Below are 17,595 nucleotides of genomic sequence, written 5' to 3' on the forward strand. Positions count from 1 at the left end.
CAGAAAAGTACATACTTCCAGCTATCTACTCCTCACCGCTTGCCACTACTCACTCCTATCTTGGATAGCAATTAATCGGCTATTGCCAATGAACCCTTATGTTCTGCAATCGTTAGGAGTAACCACTTATGACAGGCGATGTTATATCGGCAGAGAGTGCCATCCCGGTAAATAGGGCCATCTCCCTCGGGCTGGATTTTGGCAGCGACTCGGTTCGGGTATTGGCGGTTGATTGTCAGCACGGCACCGAGATAGATACCGAAGTGGTCTACTATCCACGTTGGCAGCAAGGTCTTTACTGCCAGGCGGCGCAAAATCAGTTTCGCCATCACCCACTCGACTATATAGAAGCGATGGAGCAGGCCATCCGTCAGGTGGTGGGTCGTCTCAGTGCCGAACAGCGCCAGCAGATTGTGGCTATCGGGGTAGATTCTACCGGATCGACACCGGCACCGATTGATGCACAGGGTCAGGTCCTGGCGCTGCGCCCTGAATTTTCCAACAACCCGAATGCCATGTTTGTGCTGTGGAAAGACCATACAGCTATCGAAGAAGCCGAAGAGATCAATCGCTTATGCCGCAGTGGTGAGTTCGCTGACTATTCGCGTTATATCGGCGGCGTTTACTCTTCCGAGTGGTTCTGGGCAAAAATTCTGCATGTTACCCGCGCAGATGCGGCAGTGCGTGATGCTGCGGTCTCCTGGATTGAGTTGTGCGACTGGGTTCCGGCGCTGCTATCGGGCACCACTGCGCCAGCAGCTATTCAACGGGGCCGTTGCAGTGCCGGCCACAAAAGTTTGTGGCATCCATCATGGGGCGGCTTACCGCCACGCGAATTTTTGGCCGCACTGGACTCCAGTCTGGTTAATGACCTCGATTACCCTCTGTTTACCGAGACCTATACTGCCGAGCGCCCGGTGGGGTTGATTACCGCGCAGTGGGCTGAACGTCTGGGGCTACCCGCTACGGTGATCCTCTCTGGTGGCGCATTCGACTGCCATATGGGTGCCGTCGGTGCGGGTGCTCAGCCTTATACATTAGTCAAAGTGATTGGCACCTCCACCTGCGATATTTTGATTGCCGATGAAAAACTGGTGGGTGACCGCGCCATTGCCGGTATTTGTGGTCAAGTGGAGGGCAGCGTGGTGCCCGGCTGGATTGGGATGGAAGCGGGTCAATCCGCCTTTGGTGATATGTATGCCTGGTTCAGCCGCTTGCTGAGTTGGCCACTACATCAAGCCGCTTTAGCCCAGCCAGAGTTGCAACCGCAACTCAAACAGATTGAATCTACCCTGCTCGCCTCATTAACTGCCGAGTGGGCGAAAAATCCCTCCCTTGATCATCTGCCGGTAGTGCTGGATTGGTTTAATGGCCGCCGCACCCCCAATGCCAATCAGCGGCTAAAAGGGGTGATTACCGATCTGAATCTGGGCACCGATGCCCCGACACTATTTGGTGGTTTTATCGCCGCCACGGCGTTTGGCGCGCGAGCCATTATGGAGTGTTTTGAACAGCAGAATATTCCGGTGGAGAATGTGTTGGCGCTGGGCGGTATCGCCCGCAAATCACCGGTTATCATGCAGGTTTGTGCCGATGTGATGAACCGCCCGCTACAGATAGTGGCGTCGGATCAATGTTGTGCGCTGGGGGCGGCGATTTTTGCCGCCGTTGCGGCGGGCGTTTTTGCTGATGTCCCCACGGCACAGCGCCATATGGCCTGTAAAATTGAGCGGACTTTGACGCCAAATGCCGAGCAAGTTGCACGTTATCAGCAGCTTTATCAGCGCTATCAACAGTGGTGTTTATCAGCAGAACCACACTACGCCCCGTTAGCGAGGCTATGCACTGATCTTAATGATTAGCCTGATTTATAACTGCATATTATTTGTACCCTATATATTAATTGGAGTATCAGATGGACGTATTCAAACAATCAGAAGTGTGGTTCGTCATCGGCAGCCAGAACCTGTATGGCCCTAAAACCCTGCAACAAGTGATGGATAATGCCCATCAGGTGGTCAACAGCCTCAACAGCGAAGCGGGTTTGCCGATCAAGCTGGTACTGAAACCCTTGGTCACTACGCCGGATGAAATTACCGCCCTGTGCCGTGAGGCGAATTACGATACTGCCTGTATCGGGGTGATGACCTGGCTGCACACCTTCTCTCCAGCCAAAATGTGGATTGGTGGCCTGACTATCCTGAACAAGCCATTGTTGCAATTCCACACGCAGTTTAATGCGCAAATTCCGTGGGAAACCATGGATATGGACTTTATGAATCTAAACCAAACCGCCCATGGTGGTCGTGAGTTTGGTTTCATCGGCGCACGTATGCGTCAGCAACACAGTGTGATCACCGGTCACTGGCAGGATAAAGCAGCACATCAGCGTATCGGTCAATGGATGCGCGTTGCAGCCGCCAAACAAGAGAGCCAACAGCTGAAAGTGGCCCGTTTTGGCGACAATATGCGCGAAGTAGCCGTGACGGATGGCGACAAAGTGGCAGCCCAAATCCAGTTTGGCTACTCGGTTAACGCCTATGGTATTGGTGATCTGGTCACGGTAGTGGATGCCGTCAGCCAGGGCGATATTAATGCTCTGGTGGAGGAGTATGAAGCCACCTACCGCTTGACTGATGCGGTGAAACTCAATGGCAATAAACGCGAAAACTTGCTGGATGCCGCGCGAATTGAGTTAGGCATGAAGCGTTTTCTGGAGCAAGGCGGCTTTAAAGCCTTTACCACCAATTTTGAAAACCTATATGGCCTGAAACAGTTACCTGGCCTGGCGGTGCAGCGCCTGATGCAACAAGGTTACGGCTTTGGTGGCGAAGGTGACTGGAAAACCGCAGCACTGCTGCGCATTCTGAAAGTGATGGGCACCGGCCTGAAAGGCGGCACCTCATTTATGGAGGATTACACCTATAACTTCCAGCCGGGTAATGATCTGGTGGTCGGCTCCCATATGTTGGAAGTGTGCCCCTCGATTGCCAAAGAGGAGCAACCGCTGTTAGACGTCCAACATCTGGGCATCGGCGGTAAAGCGGATCCGGCGCGCTTGATCTTCTCGACGTCAGCAGGCCCCGCACTGAATGCCAGCTTGATTGATATGGGAGATCGCTTCCGCCTGTTGGTCAACGTGGTTGATACGGTTGAGCAACCGCACCCACTGCCAAAACTGCCAGTGGCACGGGCCATCTGGCAGGCGCAGCCCTCACTGGCAACCGCCGCCGAAGCCTGGATCATCGCTGGTGGCGCACATCATACCGTGTTCTCGCAAGCCATCGGGGTTGATGAGTTACGCCTGTATGCTGAGATGCACGGCATTGAGTTCCTGTTGATCGATAACGACACCACTCTGCCAGCATTCAAAAATGAGATCCGCTGGAACGAACTCTATTTCCATCTCAACCGCTAAGTTAACTGGTCACTCAAGGGCTTATCCCCCCTGAGTGACCAGAGTAATCACCCGGTTTGCAACCGCCACAAGCGGGCATAAACCCCCGCCTGCTCCACCAACGCCTGATGGTTGCCTTGCTCCAGTACTTGCCCATCTTTTATCACCAAAATGCGGTGACATTGACGCAGTGTGTTCAGCCGATGGGCGATACAGATAACCGTGCGATTACGGATGATCTCCGGCAACTGGCGCATAATGGCGGCCTCCGACTCATAATCCAGCGCACTAGTGGCCTCATCAAGGATCAGAATCTTAGGATCAGCCATCAGCGCCCTTGCCAGTGCCACCCGCTGCCGCTGCCCACCCGACAACATACAGCCCCTCTCCCCAACTTGCGTTTGATAGCCCTGCGGTAGCGACATAATAAAATCATGCGCCCCCGCCTGGCGGGCAATATGCTCCACCTGAGTCTCATCCGCATCCGGTCGGCACTGGCAAATGTTGTCCCTAATGGTGCCGGAGAACAACACGCTATCTTGCAAAACCACACTCATTTGGCGGCGTAACGTGGTGGCATCAGTAATGGCCAAATCCTGCCCATCCACCAGGATCTGTCCGTGCTGGGGGATATAGAGCCGCTGTAGCAGTTTAGTCAAGGTGGATTTCCCGCAGCCGGATGGCCCGGTAATGCCGATAAACTCGCCACCGGCAATCTCCAGATTGAGATTTTGCAACACTTCGGCGGTGTCGGGGCGATAGCGAAAGCGTACCTGTTTAAAGGCCAAACTCCCTGTCCGCTCACTCCCTGACGACAACCCCGCACTTCCCGGCTCGGTCGGGCAATCCAGAATAGTGCCAATCCGTTTCAGGGCCACTTGTGTGTGCTGGAAATCTTGCCATATCTGCGCCAGACGCAAGATAGGTTGGGTCACGTAACCTGAAAACATAGTAAACGCGATAAATTGACCAGGGCTGAGATCACCCACCAAAACCAGCTTCACCCCATACCACAGCAAGATAGCAGAGGTGACTTTATTGATGAGCATGATACCTTGCTCAGCAATATTTGCCGTGCGTGCGCAGGCAAACGACGCCCGGACATAGCCAGCTAATGATTGCCGCCATCCTCGATTAAACTGACGTTCTGTCGCCGAGGTTTTGATGGTCTCCAGCCCGCTGATGGCCTCCGTCAAAAACGAAGTATTCTGTGCACTGGCTTCATATTGACGTTCAACCCGCTTACGTAATACGCCACCCACCGCCCACCAAAATAGCAGGTAGCACACCAGTGAGAACAACACTATCCAGGTCAGTTGGCTGCTGTAGCAAAACATCACCGCAATAAATGTGCTGACAAAAACGAGATCCAGCAACATGGTCAATGCCGAACCGGTTAAAAAGCTGCGAATTTGCTCCATTTCGCGGACTTTGGCGATGGTTTGCCCGGTTTGTTGCGCACCAAAGTAACCCAGCGGTAATCCCAATAAGTGGCGATAAAGGCGGGTGTTGAGTTCTGCACCCACACGGCTGGAGAGATGGGAGAATAGCCAACCGCGCAAGAAGGTGTAGCATGGCTCGGCAATTGCCAGCGCAATCATGGCACTACCCAACACCATCAGGCTGCCGACGCCCCGACTCACCAACACTTTGTCGATCACGGTTTCAAACAGCATCGGTGTTACCAGCAAAATGCCCTGTAGCAGCAACGACACCAAAATAATGTTGCGCAATTGGTGACGATATTTGGCAATCACCGGAATAAACCAGCCAAAACCAAACGCGGTTTTCTTCTGCTCCTGTCGCTCGGCTTTCGCCAGTAAGATAGCCTCACCAGACCACAAGCTGGCAAGCTCCTGCTGGCTGACTTGCTGCTGTTGACCATTGGCCGCACAATAGATAACCGCCCCCTGCTCATTGAGAGCCAGCAACACATACCACTGCGGGCCATCACTGAACAGGATAGGCAGCGCCAAATTGCCCACCCGTTCAAGCTGTTGATACACCTTTCTGGCGCGTAAACCAATCCAGCCAGCGCAGCGGCACAGCGCGATGTTATCTATTTTATCCGGTGTTAATCCCAGTTGATGGGCTAATTGTGATGGCTCGACAGCCAGATCAAAACAGGCCGCAGCACGGGCTAATGCCGCCAGTGGCTGAATAAGCTCAGTTGAGGTTGAATTCGTCATATCAACGCTCCCTCATTGCTTCTGATTGGTACTCTTGCAGCGGGCTGAGTAGGTAGTCGATAACCCGCCGCTGGCCGGTTTTAATCTCTACGCTGACCGCCATCCCCGCAGATAGCCGCACCGGTTTCCCCTCTACCATTAAGGTATCGCTATCCAAGCGGATGCGCGCAGGAAACACCAGCCCCAGTTGTTGGTCCTCCATGGCATCACGGGAGACATGTTTGACTTCGCCAGAGAGTGTGCCAAATCGGGTGTAGGGGAAACTGTCGATCTTCACCTCCACCGCCTGCCCCGGTAACACAAAACCCACGTCTTTATTGAGGACCATGACGTCCAGCTCTAGCGGGTGGTTTTCCGGTACTAACACCATCAACGGCTGAGCAGCCGTCACCACGCCGCCCAGGGTGTGAACCGCCAACTGTTGGATAATCCCCGCCACCGGTGCGCGTAAGCTTTGTTGGCGCTGTTTTTCCATTAACTTAATCTGCTCCTGCTCTAGTTGGTTGATAACCTCATGGGCCTTATTTAAGCGCTCCTGATAGCTCCGTTTTTTTTCAGCCAAATAGTGCAAGCGGGTTTGGGTCAGGTTGAGCGTTTTCGCTTCTAAAATGGTTTGCTCACTCTGAAAACGGCTGGCTTCTGCGGTGGCATTTAGCCATTCGCGCTCCTGGACCAATAACTCGACTTCCGCAATTGATTTGGATTTAGCTAAGGTTCGCAGTGCCTGTAACCGCTGATGGATGTTTTTCATCAATACTTTTTGGTTGGCGATGTTGGCAATGCCTGCCTGTATATGGGCTTGATTCACGGATTGTTCGCTCTCCATACGGGATAGCTCGGCATTGACCTCATCATGCTCTTTCAATAACAGCGCCTGAGTCATCATGCGCAACTCTTGAGGGGTATCAGGGGGCGAGACGAAGTGTGTTTGCGGATCATCGCTCAGCAGTGCAACCATTCGCGCAGCCTCTAGCAAACGATGCATTAATTGCTTATTGATATTGCCCAGCTCCGCATCAATACCAATTGGGTTTAGCTCAATCAATACCTGACCCGCGTCAACTCTGTCGCCATCGCGAACATTGATGGCGGCCACCACGCCAGGCTCTAATGGCTGGATCACTTTCGAGTGTTCAGAAACAATCACTTTGCCATTGGCTGAGGCGTGAATATCGAGTTTCCCGACAATCGACCAGATCAAGACCAGCAGCAGTGTTAGCACCAGAAACCATGCCGTGCGCCGTGCCAGTGGGGCAACGGGGCGTTCCACGATATCCAGATATGCCGGGAGAAAATCATACTCATCACGGTGGCGATCAGCCGGAAAATAGTGTTGCCAGCGGCGTTTTATTGCCTTAATCAGTGGCGATTTAGCCAAAAATTGCATCAACTTCATTTTGATTCCTCATGGCTAAAATCAGCCTGTTGCTGCCACAGTCGGGCATAGACGCCATTACGCGCCAGCAGTTCGTCATGGTTAGCCAACTCAGTAATCTGGCCTTGGGTGATTACGCCAATACGATGGCAATGCCGCACAGTCGAAAGCCGATGCGCAATAGTGATAACTGTCCGATTGGCAATAATGCGTGCCATATTTTTCTGCACTTCAGCTTGCGACTCATCATCCAGTGCGCTGGTGGCCTCATCGAAAATCAGAATTCGGGGGTTGGCGAGCAGTGTGCGGGCAATGGCAATCCGCTGGCGTTGCCCACCAGAGAGGGATGATCCCCCCTCCGACAGCACTGTGTCGTAACCTAATGGCAGCGCCAGAATAAAGGTGTGCGCCCCCGCCAGAGATGCAGCTTCCACCACCTCACTTAGCGACGCGGTGGGTCGTGAATGAGCAATGTTTTCACGCACGGTGCGATTGAACAGATAGCTCTCCTGCATGACGACACCCACTTGCCGCCGCAAATATTCGGGGGAGAAATTGCCTATCGGGTATCCATCAAAACTGATGACCCCTTGTTCCGCGATATAGAGCCGTTGCAGTAGTCGGGCCACAGTACTTTTGCCCGAACCGGATGGCCCCACCAACCCAATATGCTCCCCCGCCCGCAGAGAGAGTGAGAAATTACGCAGTACCGGGTCTAAATCGGGGCGATAGCGGAAAAGCACATTTTGCAGCGAGATGTCACCGCGAATATGGCGGTCAGCGGGGGCGGCACCGGTGGCCTGCTCCACCGGTAAGCTTAAAATATCTGATATCAGCATCAGTCCGACTTGCGCCCGGATGCTCTGTTGCCACAGATCAACCAACTTGCTCATCGGCATTAATGCCTGTACCGCCAACATGTTAAAGGCGATCAATTGCCCAATACTGAGCTGAACAGACATCACCTGGTACGCGCCAACCACGATCACCACCGCACCGGCCAGCTTTTGCAATAACTGCGCCGTCTGGCTGCTGAGATTTTGCAGGTTTTGCACCTGAAAATTGGCTTGTGCATAGTCACGGGTTTGCGTCTCCCAGCGTTGCTGCATTTGTGGCTCTAGTGCCAAACTTTTTACAGTTTCAACACCAGCGACCGACTCGGTTAAAAAAGCACCATTTTGTGCTGCGCAACCGCACAACACTTCCACTCTCTTTTGCAATGGCCGGGTGGTGAGAGCCGCTAATAGCAGATAAAGCGGCAGTGCGCCCAGTATGATTGATGTCAATAAGGGAGAAATGCACCACATAACGACAAACAATATGAGAGTAAAAACCACATCCACACATAACGTCAAAGCTGAACCGGTGATAAATTCACGAATATTATCTAACTCCCGCACTCTGGCGACAATATTCCCGACATGGCGCTGCTTAAAATAGCTTAATGGCAACTTGATTAAATGCTTAAATAACTTACCGCCTAATAAAATATCAACACGGGTCGTGGTATGGGTGAAAATATATTCACGCAGGAATTTTAATACGACTTCATATACCCCAACCACCAGTAGTGTAATGATTAATACATCTAATGTTGTTAGTGCATTATGCACCAGCACTTTATCCATGATGACCTGAAAGAACAGCGGCGAAATTAATGCCAGGAACTGTAACAACATGGATAACACCAGCACTTGGATCAGCGATTTTTGATGCTGGAGTAAAACAGGAATAAACCAACGGATATTAAAGCGCGAATGGCTACAATAGATCACCACCCCACTCCACATATCAGCAAGCTCTTGATATGTAATAATTTCCGGCTTATTACTGTCGGCATATTGCAGCAAGACTTGCTTCTCATTAAACCGCGCCAGTAAAATAAAGTTGCCTTGCATATCACGAAATGCAAGGGGCAACTGTTCAGGTTTAATTTTACTTAATTGCTGTTTTTTTACTTTGAAACGCGCCGTTGTGGCACTTGAAAATTGCGACAAATATCGCTGCAATAAAGCAAGCGTGACCATCGTCGAACGATCTATTGCCGTATTCTGACCAAAATCCTCAGCAGTTTGCGAATTCAACCCCGCTAAACGGAGTAGCCGTGCAGCGCAGACTAGTGAGGAGTGAACATGGTTTTCCATAAATTACATTACCACCTAAATGTTTAGAGACGTCGGCCACTGAAAATAAATATCGGACCCGTCAAATAATATATAACGCAGGTATCATAGAGGGGGTTTTATATACAATCTGCATTAAGTAAGAGTGTGTAATATTTAATAATTAAAAAAATCTTGCTTACAGATTAAAAGAAACATTCAATTCATATCAGAAATACGCAAAGTAATAACATTAAATCTATATATTAATATTTCGCTATTAAGCATCATAGCCTAGAGCCAACGCACTATTTGCGCTGAGTCACTTCACATTTATTGATTTATATCGCCAATTACGGATCTTTTTATGTGATAATTTTGCGGTGATTTATAGCCATAGTGGTTGGTTGCCGCCGTTTTATCACTGATAACAGGACTTTTTCTCGCCATGATACCGACAATACCCGCTACTGCCGATGAGCTATCCCCTATTGCTGATTTCCCGACTCCTGATTTGGACCATGACACCCGCTTGCTACCGATCCAACAGATAGCGCAGCAATTGGGTCTGTCGGCGGATCACCTCATCCCTTATGGTCATCATATGGCGAAAGTCGATATCCGTGCATTACGACCGCAAGCCCCACAAGGTAAGCTGATTTTGGTCTCCAGTATTACGCCCACGCCATTGGGGGAAGGTAAAACCGTCACGACAATTGGGTTAAGTCAGGGGATCAATCGGTTAGGTTATCGCAGTGTCGCCTGTATCCGTCAACCCAGTCTTGGCCCGGTTTTTGGTGTTAAAGGCGGTGCAGCGGGCGGCGGCGCTTCACAAGTGATGCCGATGGAGAAACTGAACCTGCACCTGACTGGCGATATCCATGCGATTAGCGCCGCGCATAATCTGGCCGCTGCCGCACTGGATGCGCGGTTGTATCATGAGCAGCGCCTGGGCCAGTACTTTAGCCAACAAACCGGTATGCCATTGCTGAATATTGATCCACAGCAGATCCTCTGGCCACGCGTGGTTGATCATAACGATCGGGCGCTGCGGCATATTCGGGTAGCTATCGGCGGTGGCACCAATGGGGTTGAGCGGGCTGATCATGTGGAGATAACCGCAGCATCTGAATTGATGGCTATTTTGGCATTATCAGAGAATTTGCAAGAACTGCGCCAGCGTATTGGGCGCATTATTTTGGCTCACTCAATCACCGGCCAGCCGATTACTGCTGATAATCTGGGCGTCGCCGGTGCCATGACCGCACTCATGAAAGAGACTATCCACCCGACACTGATGCAAACCAGCGAACAGACACCGGTGCTGATCCACGCCGGGCCATTTGCCAATATCGCGCACGGAAACTCTTCAGTGCTGGCTGACCGTTTAGGGTTGCAATTAGCCGATTATGTGGTGACAGAAGCGGGTTTCGGTTCAGATATGGGGATGGAGAAATTCTTTAACATCAAATACCGCCAATCAGGTATCGCCCCCGCCTGTGTGGTGTTGGTGGCAACCGTGCGCAGCCTGAAAGCCAATAGCGGTGCTTTTGATATCAAACCGGGTCAGCCGCTACCTGCCGCGATCCTCCGCGAGAATATTCCGCTGCTGAATGCCGGCTGCGCCAATCTTAAGTGGCACATTAATAACGCCAAAAGCTACGGCTTACCGGTGGTGGTGGCGGTCAACCGTTTTCCTGACGATAGCGCCACAGAGCTGACACTGCTAGCGGACTATGCGCTGTCGGCTGGCGCACTGGCCTGTGAATACAGTGATGCTTTTGCCGAGGGGGGAGCCGGAACACTGGCGCTGTCCCAACAAGTTATCAAGGCCTGCGAACAGGCAACTAAGCCGCGGTTGCCCTACCCTGATAGCGCCTCGTTGGAACAAAAACTGCATATTTTGGCCCAAGGCTATGGCGCGCGGGAGGTGACCATGACCCCGCAGGCCCGGCAACAGTTAGATGAGATAAGCGCCGCCGGTTTTGCTCATTTACCCCTGTGCATAGCTAAAACACCGCTGTCGATTAGCGCCGATGCCAGCCTAAAGGGGGCGCCACATGATTTTGTGCTGCCAATCACCACCTGTGCACTGTCAGCCGGTGCCGGATTTGTCCGCATCTATGCCGGTAACATTATGACCATGCCTGGTCTGGGCGCTCAACCTGGGTATTGCCATATCGATATAGATGACGAAGGGCACATTTACGGGTTAAGCTAGATACATTAATTGAGGTGATGACTTGTGGATTGTCATCACTTTTTATCAGTAGATAAAAAAGGCTTGGCATGTCTCAACCGCAGGAATATCAACGTATCGGGGGCTGGTTATTGGCTCCATTGGCCTATCTTATTGTGACCCTACTGAGTGCCACCTTGATGTTGGCGCTGTATGCCATGGCCATTTTTACGCCAGCGTCGAGAGAGTATCTGGTGATCAACTCGCAGGCGTTTACCTTGCAGTGGTACTTCTCCGTCATCACCACTGTTTTGATGTGGGTTTATACGCTCTGGGTGATTTGGCTGTTTTGTAGCCGCTCCCGGCGCCTGGTGAAATGGTTCATTCTCTGGCTACTCATCACGGTATTATTGGCGCTAAAAGCCTTCGCTTTCTCACCCATCAGCGACGATATGGCGTTACGTACCTTAGGGTGGCCCCTATTAGCGGCGGCAATTTTCGTGCCTTACATCAAGCGATCCCAACGGGTGAAGCATACTTTTACCGAGGATTAAGGGAATTAAGCACATTTCCCTCCTAAAATCGCAATAACCCTGCACTTCATCTGTTGTCGTTAGGCCGCCAATTTTGGATAATAGGCGGCTTTTATTTTTTTAGGTTCCGCAATGACTGAATACCTGCTCCTGTTCGTCGGTACTGTGTTGGTAAACAACTTTGTTCTGGTCAAGTTTCTTGGCCTGTGCCCGTTTATGGGTGTCTCCAAAAAACTGGAGACCGCCATCGGTATGGGGCTGGCCACCACTTTTGTCCTGACACTGGCCTCGGTTTGCGCCTGGATGGTCAACAGCTTTATCCTGCTGCCCCTAGGTTTGGTCTATTTGCGGACCCTCTCATTCATTTTAGTTATCGCTGTTGTGGTGCAATTCACTGAATTGGTGGTACGCAAAACCAGTCCGGCACTTTATCGCCTGCTGGGTATCTTTTTGCCCCTGATCACCACCAACTGTGCGGTGTTAGGTGTCGCTTTGCTCAACGTGAATCAATCTCACAATTTCATGCAGTCGGCGGTTTATGGCTTCAGTGCGGCGGCCGGTTTTTCTCTGGTGATGGTGCTGTTCGCAGCTATTCGTGAACGGCTGGCGGTGGCCGACGTTCCTGCGCCCTTCCGTGGCTCCTCCATCGCCCTGATTACCGCAGGGCTAATGTCACTGGCCTTTATGGGCTTTACCGGATTGGTGAAGTTCTAATGATGTCGTTATGGATTGCCATTGGTGCATTAAGTACATTGGCGCTGATTTCAGGTGCCGTGCTGGGTTTTGCTGCCCGCCGTTTTCAGGTTGAGAGTGATCCGGTGGTTGAGCAAGTGGAAGCCATCTTGCCACAAAGCCAGTGCGGGCAATGCGGCTACCCAGGTTGTCGCCCTTATGCCGAAGCGGTCTCCAGCAATGGCGAAAAAATCAATAAATGCGCCCCCGGTGGCGAGCAAGTGATGCTCAAGCTGGCGGAGTTGCTGGCGGTGGAGCCACAACCGCTGGATGGCGATGAAGCGGCAGCCCATCCGCAGCGTAAAGTGGCGTTTATTGATGAGGCCAACTGTATTGGTTGCACCAAATGCATTCAGGCGTGCCCAGTCGATGCCATCGTCGGCGCAACCCGTGCCATGCATACCGTGTTGCCGGATCTCTGTACCGGCTGTGACCTTTGCGTCGCCCCTTGCCCGACCGACTGTATTGAGATGATCCCGGTGGCTACCACCACCGCCAACTGGAAGTGGGACCTGAACACCATCCCGGTGAAAAATCTTCCGGCTCAATTAGTTGCCTCGCAAATGATTCCGGTGAAAATGATAAGTGTGGAGCAAGATGTTTAAGCTGTTTACTGCCCGCCAACGCGACAATATTTGGGATTTTGACGGCGGTATTCATCCCCCAGAAATGAAGTTGCAATCCAGCACCGTGCCGATGCGGGTTGCCTCTTTGCCTGATCAGATGATCATTCCGTTGCAGCAACATCTTGGACCGGAAGGTGAATTGTGTGTTGAGGCCGGTGAACAGGTGTTAAAGGGCCAGCCACTAACTGTTGGCCGCGGCCGCACCGTGCCAGTACATGCATCGACCTCCGGAACCATCACCGCAATAGCACCCCATACCACCGCCCATCCATCCGGTCTGGCAGAGTTGTGCGTACATATTACCCCCGATGGCGAAGACCGCTGGCGTCAACAGCAGCCGTGGAGTGATTACCATCTGCGGGACAAAAACAGCCTGCTGGATCGCATTCATCAGGCGGGGATTGCCGGTTTAGGCGGCGCGGGTTTCCCAACCGCCAGTAAATTGCAGGGTGGCTTAAATAGCGTCACCACATTGATTATCAACGCCGCCGAATGTGAACCTTATATCACTGCCGATGATAGGTTAATGCAAGATCATGCCGATGAAGTGATCACTGGCATCGAGATTTTAATCCACTTGCTGCAACCTCAGCAGGTGTTGATTGGCATTGAAGACAATAAGCCGCAAGCCATTGAGGCACTGCAACAGGCCCTGCTCGGCCACGATGATATTCAGTTGCGGGTGGTGCCCACCAAGTATCCCTCCGGTGGGGCCAAGCAGCTCACCAAGCTGCTGACCGGTCAAGAGGTCCCCTGCGGTAAGCACTCCTCATCCATCGGCGTGTTAATGCAAAACGTCGGTACCGTGGTGGCTATCAAACGAGCCATTATTGACGATCAGCCGTTAATCGAGCGGGTGGTGACATTAACTGGCGATGCACTATCAAAACCAGGGAATTTCTGGGCCAGAATCGGCACGCCAGTGCTGCATTTGCTGAAGTTGGCGGGGTTTCAGCCACAGAGCCAGCCAATGGTGATTATGGGCGGGCCATTAATGGGCTTCACCCTGCCCAGTTTAGAGGTGCCGATCGTTAAGATCAGTAACTGCATTTTAGCCCCCGCAGAAGCGGAGATGGGGCTATCAGAAGCGGAGCAATCCTGCATTCGCTGTGGTTTATGTGTCGACGCCTGCCCAGCCGGCTTATTGCCGCAGCAACTCTACTGGTTCAGCCGTGGTGAAGAGCATGAGAAGGCGCGCAATCATAATTTATTTGATTGTATTGAGTGTGGTGCCTGCGCCTATGTCTGCCCGAGCAATATTCCGCTGGTGCAGTATTACCGCCAGGAAAAAGCTGAAATACGCGCCCTCGATATTGAGAGTGCGCGCGCGGCTGAAGCCAAAGCCCGTTTCGAGGCCAAACAAGCCCGTCTGGCGCGGGAAAAGTTGGCCCGTGAGTTGCGCCATCAGCAAGCGGCGGTCAAATTGACCGCTACTGACCAGCAGACCGTTGAGGCTGCCGTTAACCGTCTCGCCCGACAACCGGAGAGCGCAGATTCAGTTATCAAGGTCACCGCCGGGCAAACGCCGGATAACAGCGCGATGATCGCCGCCCGTGAGGCCCGTAAAGCCGAGGCTAGAGCGCGTCAGGCGGAGAAACAGCTAGCCGTCGAGGCTGCCACGCCAGCAGAGGGCGTTGATCCACGACAGGCCGCAGTTGCCGCCGCTATTGCCAGAGTGAAGGCCAAAAAAGCCGCGCAGGCAGAGCAATCGCCAGTGGTCGAGCGGCTTGAAACTGCCGCAGTTGAACAGGACCCGCGCAAGGCCGCAGTTGCCGCCGCCATTGCCAGAGTGAAGGCCAAAAAAGCCGCACAGGCAGAGCAATCGCCGGTGGTCGAGCAGCTTGAAACTGCCGCAGTTGAACAGGACCCACGCAAGGCCGCAGTTGCCGCCGCCATTGCCAGAGTGAAAGCCAAAAAAGCGGCGCAAACTGTTAACTCCGATTAAGGCGCGTTAACAGATAAAGAGTGTCAGCTCACTGACATAAGATAGTTGTAATTGCATGAAATATCGCGCATTTTCGATTCAGCATGGCAACTATCAACCTCAATAACCTCCATTTCCACACCTCGGCCAAACTCTTCACGCAGTTTGGGTAAGACGTCATTAAACAGATAAATTGAGAACTTCACGCACTCTTTGGCGCTGCCTTGATGGGATATCGACAAAAATTCGCCTGCAGGAATTGAAATATGATCTATTTCGCGATGCCCCTGAATTTCATGGCGTTTCTCTTTATCAATCGCCGTCGAATAGTGCACACTGTTCTGACCTTGCTGACACTCATCGGCAGAGAACAGGGAGTAGACTCGCTGGCAAGAGAAGTTAACTTCCTTAAAGAAATCGAGCAAAATTTCATCTTTCATCGCCATACAAGATGAGTGTTGACCGCTACAATGGTTGCGCTCATCAAAATCCAACCGCCGTGTAAAGCCTACCAGCTGTCGTTCTGGTAAAGATATCCGCTTGATTTCTGGCGTATAATTCTCATAGAAACCAAAACGGGGGATCATCCCCTGCACATCCCAATGTGCCATTTGGCGAAAACTATTCGGCGTGATACCAAAACGCTTCTTAAATGTGCGGGTGAAGGTCTGTTGTGAGTCAAAACCTAGCTCATCGGAGATCTCAATGATTGGCCGCCGAGATATGCGCAACGCAACCGCAGCGCGGGTCAGTACGCGCCCACGGATATAGGAGGCTAATTGTAACCCCACAATACTTTTAAATTTTCGTTGCAGATGCCATTTTGAATATCCTGAAATCTTCGCCACATCGTCCAATGTGGGTCTCTTTTCTAAATTGATTTCAATCCACTCAATTAACTCTTCTATAAACAATATGTCTTCGTTTATCATTTCATTATTCTTTAAATATATAATTATAATGCATACTACATTAATCTATCATTATGCCAATGCTTTTCTCAACTCTAAATCAACACGTTAACAAATCGTTAATTTACAATTGGTTACCCATGAATTGATGGATAAAAACTCCTATTAAAACAACGGCATCAAGTTATCTTTTTGATACAAATCACTAATTACCACCTCAGCTATCAATCCGTGCCAGTCGCTATATCCTTGTTACTATCGCGATATAAATTGCAAGTTAAATCTTTAAATTAGCGTTATTAATGAGAACATTTTGGGCGTTAATATTATCGTACTGGATGAATAATAACCCTATAATTAAGGCGTATTACACGCCGCTTGAATAGGGTAGAATGCGCAGCACTATTATCCCCGATGACGGCTAAGTGTATCGATGCCCGCAAGAGTCGCTTGCTCGCACGGTGCCTGCATTTAAGAGCCCAGTTAAGTATTCGACATATGGTTGCCATTTCATGAAATTCAGGCCAGTAACACCGACCCAGAACAGAGGGTTGCAGATCGCCAGTTCCCCTTTTACCCATAACCAGCGCAGCACGCGCAGCATCATGCTACTGGTGATTCTGGCCTCTATTCCCGGCATCCTCGCCCAGACCTACTTCTTTGGTTATGGCAGTTTGATACAGGTGGCATTAGCCATGATCACTGCCCTATTAGCTGAAGGGGCAGTTTTGCAGTTACGTAAACAACCGGTGCTGATCCGCCTGCAAGATAACTCTGCCCTGCTGACCGGCTTACTATTAGGGATAAGTCTGCCGCCGTTGGCTCCCTGGTGGATGATTGTTTTGGGCACCCTATTTGCTATCGTCATCGCCAAACAGCTTTATGGTGGTCTGGGGCAAAACCCATTTAACCCGGCGATGGTCGGCTATGTGGTTCTGCTGATTTCATTCCCGGTGCAAATGACCAGTTGGCTGCCACCATTGCCGCTACAGGGCACGCCGGTCGGATTTTATGACAGCTTTTTGACCATTTTCACCGGTTATACCCACAGTGGCGCAGATATTCATCAATTGCAGATTGGTTTTGATGGCGTCAGTCAGGCCACGCCACTGGATAGCTTCAAAACCGCCTTGCGCTCCCAACCCGCCGGGCAAATACTGCAACAGCCCATCTTTGGCGGAGCCTTAGCCGGCGTGGGCTGGCAATGGGTTAATCTCGGTTTTCTGGCGGGTGGCTTGTTACTGTTATGGCGCAGAGCCATTCACTGGCACATTCCCGTGAGCTTCCTGCTGGCATTGGTCGGTTGTGCCGCCATTAGCTGGATGATCGCCCCGCAAAGTTTCGCCTCACCAATGTTACATCTGTTTTCTGGTGCGACCATGTTAGGCGCTTTCTTTATTGCCACCGATCCGGTCAGTGCCTCCACCACCCCCCGTGGTCGCCTGATTTTCGGTGCATTAATTGGTATTTTAGTGTGGTTAATCCGGGTTTATGGCGGCTATCCTGACGGTGTCGCCTTTGCGGTGCTACTCGCCAATATTACTGTGCCACTAATTGACCACTATACCCAGCCACGGGTTTATGGCCACCATCGCTCCGATAAACGCAGCCGCATCAATAAATAGGG

Annotated in this window: 12 protein-coding genes; 8 read left to right on the forward strand and 4 right to left on the reverse strand. The window is 51.5% G+C overall.

Annotation, left to right across the window (positions count from 1 at the left end; translation table 11 throughout):
- Positions 1-128 precede the first annotated feature (128 nt).
- A complete protein-coding gene (locus tag AACW11_RS01220) occupies positions 129-1,862 on the forward strand; it encodes a ribulokinase (protein WP_212585620.1) in 1,734 nt (577 codons plus the stop codon).
- A 53-nt stretch (positions 1,863-1,915) separates the two neighbouring features.
- Positions 1,916-3,418: an L-arabinose isomerase gene (gene araA / locus AACW11_RS01225; protein WP_212585621.1), complete on the forward strand. Its 1,503-nt coding sequence runs from the start codon at positions 1,916-1,918 to the stop codon at positions 3,416-3,418.
- A 47-nt stretch (positions 3,419-3,465) separates the two neighbouring features.
- Here araA and AACW11_RS01230 read toward each other — a convergent pair whose 3' ends face one another.
- The 3 genes from AACW11_RS01230 to AACW11_RS01240 are packed head-to-tail and all read right to left on the reverse strand — an operon-like array spanning position 3,466 to position 9,105.
- Complete coding sequence (locus tag AACW11_RS01230) at positions 3,466-5,586, reverse strand: type I secretion system permease/ATPase (protein WP_212585622.1); 2,121 nt, start codon at positions 5,584-5,586, stop codon at positions 3,466-3,468.
- Position 5,587: 1 nt separating this feature from the next.
- Complete coding sequence (locus AACW11_RS01235) at positions 5,588-6,982, reverse strand: HlyD family type I secretion periplasmic adaptor subunit (protein ID WP_212585623.1); 1,395 nt, start codon at positions 6,980-6,982, stop codon at positions 5,588-5,590.
- On the reverse strand, positions 6,979-9,105 hold the full coding sequence (locus AACW11_RS01240) for a peptidase domain-containing ABC transporter (protein ID WP_212585624.1): 2,127 nt from the start codon (positions 9,103-9,105) through the stop codon (positions 6,979-6,981). Before AACW11_RS01240 ends, AACW11_RS01235 begins: the two co-directional genes overlap by 4 nt.
- A 406-nt stretch (positions 9,106-9,511) precedes the next feature.
- On the opposite strand from AACW11_RS01240, the gene AACW11_RS01245 reads away from it, so the two are divergent.
- The 5 genes from AACW11_RS01245 to rsxC all read left to right on the forward strand — a co-directional run bounded on the left by AACW11_RS01245 (position 9,512) and on the right by rsxC (position 15,078).
- Positions 9,512-11,284: a formate--tetrahydrofolate ligase gene (locus AACW11_RS01245; protein WP_212585625.1), complete on the forward strand. Its 1,773-nt coding sequence runs from the start codon at positions 9,512-9,514 to the stop codon at positions 11,282-11,284.
- 68 nt (positions 11,285-11,352) lie between these two features.
- Positions 11,353-11,796 carry a DUF2569 domain-containing protein gene (locus AACW11_RS01250; protein WP_212585626.1) on the forward strand — a complete coding sequence of 148 codons (444 nt, stop codon included), beginning with the start codon at positions 11,353-11,355 and terminating at the stop codon, positions 11,794-11,796.
- A 111-nt stretch (positions 11,797-11,907) separates the two neighbouring features.
- Positions 11,908-12,489, forward strand: coding sequence for an electron transport complex subunit RsxA (rsxA, locus tag AACW11_RS01255; RefSeq protein WP_032817551.1), 582 nt, complete (start codon positions 11,908-11,910; stop codon positions 12,487-12,489).
- The gene (gene rsxB / locus AACW11_RS01260) at positions 12,489-13,112 is read left to right on the forward strand and encodes an electron transport complex subunit RsxB (protein ID WP_212585627.1); all 624 of its coding nucleotides are present in this window, start codon (positions 12,489-12,491) and stop codon (positions 13,110-13,112) included. Before rsxA ends, rsxB begins: the two co-directional genes overlap by 1 nt.
- Positions 13,105-15,078: an electron transport complex subunit RsxC gene (gene rsxC / locus AACW11_RS01265; RefSeq protein WP_212585628.1), complete on the forward strand. Its 1,974-nt coding sequence runs from the start codon at positions 13,105-13,107 to the stop codon at positions 15,076-15,078. Before rsxB ends, rsxC begins: the two co-directional genes overlap by 8 nt.
- Positions 15,079-15,101: 23 nt before the next feature.
- On the opposite strand, the gene AACW11_RS01270 is transcribed toward rsxC, so the two are convergent.
- Positions 15,102-15,989, reverse strand: coding sequence for a helix-turn-helix domain-containing protein (locus AACW11_RS01270; protein ID WP_212585629.1), 888 nt, complete (start codon positions 15,987-15,989; stop codon positions 15,102-15,104).
- A gap of 491 nt (positions 15,990-16,480) precedes the next feature.
- Between AACW11_RS01270 and rsxD the strand changes: the two genes are divergently transcribed.
- Entirely contained in the window at positions 16,481-17,593 is a 1,113-nt protein-coding gene (gene rsxD / locus AACW11_RS01275) for an electron transport complex subunit RsxD (RefSeq protein ID WP_212585630.1), read from the forward strand.
- The last annotated feature ends 2 nt before the right edge of the window (positions 17,594-17,595 follow it).

Origin of the sequence: Yersinia sp. Marseille-Q3913, assembly GCF_963892745.1 — a bacterium.
Taxonomy (GTDB): Bacteria; Pseudomonadota; Gammaproteobacteria; order Enterobacterales; family Enterobacteriaceae; genus Yersinia; species Yersinia bercovieri.

What these genes read in the sequence shown, in the direction of transcription:
- AACW11_RS01220 (WP_212585620.1), top strand. Translation starts at nt 129, where the DNA reads ATGACAGGCGATGTTATATCGGCAGAGAGTGCCATCCCGGTAAATAGG.
- araA (WP_212585621.1), top strand. Translation starts at nt 1,916, where the DNA reads ATGGACGTATTCAAACAATCAGAAGTGTGGTTCGTCATCGGCAGCCAG.
- AACW11_RS01230 (WP_212585622.1), bottom strand. Translation starts at nt 5,586, where the DNA reads ATGACGAATTCAACCTCAACTGAGCTTATTCAGCCACTGGCGGCATTA.
- AACW11_RS01235 (WP_212585623.1), bottom strand. Translation starts at nt 6,982, where the DNA reads ATGAAGTTGATGCAATTTTTGGCTAAATCGCCACTGATTAAGGCAATA.
- AACW11_RS01240 (WP_212585624.1), bottom strand. Translation starts at nt 9,105, where the DNA reads ATGGAAAACCATGTTCACTCCTCACTAGTCTGCGCTGCACGGCTACTC.
- AACW11_RS01245 (WP_212585625.1), top strand. Translation starts at nt 9,512, where the DNA reads ATGATACCGACAATACCCGCTACTGCCGATGAGCTATCCCCTATTGCT.
- AACW11_RS01250 (WP_212585626.1), top strand. Translation starts at nt 11,353, where the DNA reads ATGTCTCAACCGCAGGAATATCAACGTATCGGGGGCTGGTTATTGGCT.
- rsxA (WP_032817551.1), top strand. Translation starts at nt 11,908, where the DNA reads ATGACTGAATACCTGCTCCTGTTCGTCGGTACTGTGTTGGTAAACAAC.
- rsxB (WP_212585627.1), top strand. Translation starts at nt 12,489, where the DNA reads ATGATGTCGTTATGGATTGCCATTGGTGCATTAAGTACATTGGCGCTG.
- rsxC (WP_212585628.1), top strand. Translation starts at nt 13,105, where the DNA reads ATGTTTAAGCTGTTTACTGCCCGCCAACGCGACAATATTTGGGATTTT.
- AACW11_RS01270 (WP_212585629.1), bottom strand. Translation starts at nt 15,989, where the DNA reads ATGATAAACGAAGACATATTGTTTATAGAAGAGTTAATTGAGTGGATT.
- rsxD (WP_212585630.1), top strand. Translation starts at nt 16,481, where the DNA reads ATGAAATTCAGGCCAGTAACACCGACCCAGAACAGAGGGTTGCAGATC.